The sequence below is a fragment of the Kineococcus glutinatus genome (genome assembly GCF_039542765.1).
Classification (GTDB): Bacteria; Actinomycetota; Actinomycetes; order Actinomycetales; family Kineococcaceae; genus Kineococcus_A; species Kineococcus_A glutinatus.
This window is the reverse complement of sequence record NZ_BAABIL010000655.1, coordinates 1-3142: the sequence shown is the minus strand read 5'-3', so window position 1 is coordinate 3142 and position 3142 is coordinate 1. Positions and strand designations below refer to the sequence as shown.

Below are 3142 nucleotides of genomic sequence, written 5' to 3'. Positions count from 1 at the left end.
GGGCGCGGTGCCCCGGCGCTCCCACCGCGCGGGCGGGCCCGGGGTCAGCGGACGGCGGACAGGTCCGCGGTGCGCGTCTCGCGCAGCGCGGCCAGCGCCAGCAGGCTCAGCACCGCGGCGCCGGCGAGGTACCAGCCCACCCAGGTCAGGCCACCCGCCCCGGCCAGGCGCACCGCCGTGTAGGGGGCCAGGGAGGCACCCAGGATGCTGCCGGAGTTGAAGGCCACCGACGCGCCGGTGTAGCGCACGGCGGTGGGGAACAGCTCCGGCAGGTAGGCCCCGATGGGGCCGAACACCAGGCCCATGCAGAACAGGCCGGCGCAGAGGAACACCATGACCAGCGCGGTGCTGCCCGAACCCAGCAGCGGCTCGATGAGCAGGCCGAGCACGAGGGCGCCGAGCATCGCGGCGGCCAGCACGGGCCGGCGCCCGAACCGGTCGCTCAGCAGGCCGGAGACCGGGGTGCCCAGCGCCATGAAGAGCACCGCCCCGCAGAGCATGAGCAGGAACGTGCGCCGGTCGTAGCCCAGCCCGGCCTCCGCGTCGGTGCCGTAGCTGAGGCAGAACACCGTCATCAGGTAGAACAGCGTGTACGTCAGCACCACCGACAGCGCGCCCAGCACGACCGTGCGCCAGCTGCCGCGGAACACCTCCGCCACCGGGACCCGGACCCGCTCGCGCCGGCGCAGCGCCTCGGTGAACACCGGCGTCTCGGCCAGGTTCAGCCGGACGTAGAGGCCCAGCACGACGAGGAGGGCGCTGAGCAGGAACGGGATGCGCCAGCCCCACGCGGTGAAGGCGTCCTCGTCCAGCACCACCGACAGCACGATGAACAGGGTGTTGGCCAGGATGAAACCCAGCGGTGCGCCGAGCTGCGGCAGCGTGCCGTACAGGGCGCGGCGGTGGCTGGGGGCGTTCTCGGTGGCCAGCAGCGCGGCCCCGCCCCACTCCCCGCCGAGCCCGAGGCCCTGCCCGAAGCGCAGCACGCACAGCAGCAGCGGGGCCAGCACGCCGGCGGTGGCGTGGGTGGGCAGCACGCCGATGAGGGTGGTGGAGATCCCCATGAGCAGCAGCGACGCCACGAGGGTGGTCTTGCGGCCCACCCGGTCCCCGAAGTGGCCGAACAGCACCGAGCCGAAGGGGCGGGCCACGAACGCGATCGCGAACGTGGCCAGCGAGCTGAGGGTCTGCGCGGCGTCGCTGGCGGCGGGGAAGAACAGCGGCCCGAACACCAGCACCGCGGCGGTGGCGTAGACGTAGAAGTCGTAGAACTCGATGGTGGTGCCGATGAGGCTGGCCGCCGCGACCCGGCGCAGCGGGTTGGGTGCGGTGCCCGGCGCCGGGGTGCCGGTGGGCGTGTCGGCGGGCAGATCGGTGGGCAGGTCGGGGCGACCCATGGGGCGGACCTCGCGGGTGGGGGTAGGTGGACGATCGACGATCGTAGCCCCGGGACACCGGTGGGCCCGCCGGCGAGCGGCGCCTCAGCCGGCGAGCAGCCGCCGCAGCACCTGCACGACGAGGGCGTGGTCCTCGAGCTGCGGCAGGCCGGAGACGCCCACGACACCGACGACCCCGGTGCCGGCCACGGTCAGGGGGAACGCGCCGCCGTGGTCGCAGAACTGCCTCTGAGGCAGCTGGAACACCTCCTCCAGCGTGCCGCCCGCCTCCCGGCACCGCTGCCCCACGAACAGGGAGCTGTGGTGGAAGCGGCGCACCGTGCGGGCCTTGCGCGCCAGCCACGCGTCGTTGTCGGGTGCGCTGCCGCGCAGCGCGGCGTGGAACAGCTGCTGCTCGCCGCGGGAGACGTCGACGGCGACGGGCAGCGCACGCCGGCGCGCCTCGTCCACCAGGGCGCAGCCCAGCCGCCAGGCGTCGTCCTCGTCGAGGTGCGGCCACGTCAGCTCGGCCTCCTGCGCCGCCAGCTCCTCCAGCGACGGCCACCCCTGCGCGCTCACCGGCGCACCTCCCCCGGCTCGGGTCCGACCTCGGTGTCGATCTCGACGCTGCGGCCCTCCGCGGCGCTGCGGCGCGCGGCGTCCAGCACGGTGGCGGTGGCCACGGCGTCCCACGGGTCGACCGGGACCGGCCCCGTGCCGCGCACCGCGGCGGCGAAGCGCTCGTAGAACTCGTCCCAGCGACCGCGCTCGGCGGGCACCGCCCGCACGTGGCCACCGCGGTGCAGCGCGCCCCACGCCGCCTCCGGTTCCACGCCCCAGCGCTCCCCCTCCCGCGCCGGGGTGCGACCGGCCAGCAGCGCCTGCTCCTGGCCGTCCACCGGTGCGCGCACCACGAAGCTGCCGGCGCTGCCCGTCACCCGGAACCGGGGCGCCGGCGCACCCTGGCGCCAGGCGCCGGACAGGTGCGAGCGCACGCCGCGGACGTGCCGCAGCAGCAGGAGGACGTCGTCCTCCAGACCGGGGCGCACCTCGCGGGTCTCGGCGTAGACGCTGCACACCGGGCCGAACAGGTGCAGCGCCTGGTCGACGAGGTGGCTGCCGAAGTCGCGCAGCAACCCGGCGCCGGCCTCGGGCGGTTCGGCGTCCGGCGCCCAGCGCTCGAAGGCGGACTCGAAGCGCAGCACCTCCCCCAGCTCGCCGGAGGCCAGCACCCGGCGCACGGTGCGCAGGTCGGAGTCCCAGCGGCGGTTCTGGTAGACGGTCAGCGGCACGCCGAGGCGCTCGGCGAGTTCCACGGTGCCCCGCGCGGCGGCGGCGTCCAGCGCGAACGGCTTGTCGCACACCACGGGCAGACCCAGGCGCAGCACCTCCTCGGTGACGGCCGTGTGCGTGGCCGCGGGCGTGGAGACGGCCACCGCGTCGACGCCCGCGGCGACCAGCGCCGCCAGCGAGCGGAGCACCGGGGTGCCGGGGTGCTCGGCCACGACCTGCGCGGCGCGCTGCGGCGAGCGGGTCACGACCCCGGCCAGCACGGTGCCGCGGCCGCCGGCGATGAGCGGGGCGTGGAACCAGCGCCCCCCGAAGCCGTAGCCGACGAGGCCGATGCGCACGGGCATCGCGGCACCGGACGGGCCGATCGCGGAGCGGGTCACGCGCGCCACCCTACGCAGCGGCCGCGGGCGGCGGGCCGCGGTGCCGCAGGCCCCGCGGCGGGCCGGACGAGTGGCGCGCTGGGCCGGACGGGT

3 protein-coding genes are annotated in these 3142 nt (G+C 76.3%); all 3 read right to left on the bottom strand.

Annotation, left to right across the window (positions count from 1 at the left end; all coding sequences use genetic code 11):
- Positions 1–44: 44 nt before the first annotated feature.
- The 3 genes from ABEB16_RS19680 to ABEB16_RS19670 all read right to left on the bottom strand — a co-directional run bounded on the left by ABEB16_RS19680 (position 45) and on the right by ABEB16_RS19670 (position 3007).
- Positions 45–1397: an MFS transporter gene (locus ABEB16_RS19680; protein ID WP_345713896.1), complete on the bottom strand. Its 1353-nt coding sequence runs from the start codon at positions 1395–1397 to the stop codon at positions 45–47.
- Positions 1398–1481: 84 nt separating this feature from the next.
- On the bottom strand, positions 1482–1955 hold the full coding sequence (locus tag ABEB16_RS19675) for a heme-degrading domain-containing protein (protein WP_345713895.1): 474 nt from the start codon (positions 1953–1955) through the stop codon (positions 1482–1484).
- Entirely contained in the window at positions 1952–3007 is a 1056-nt protein-coding gene (locus ABEB16_RS19670; RefSeq protein WP_345713897.1) for a Gfo/Idh/MocA family protein, read from the bottom strand. Before ABEB16_RS19670 ends, ABEB16_RS19675 begins: the two co-directional genes overlap by 4 nt.
- Positions 3008–3142 lie beyond the last annotated feature (135 nt).

Bases quoted from the DNA above. Each gene is read 5' to 3' on its own strand.
- ABEB16_RS19680 (WP_345713896.1), bottom strand. From the start codon at position 1,397: ATGGGTCGCCCCGACCTGCCCACCGATCTGCCCGCCGACACGCCCACC.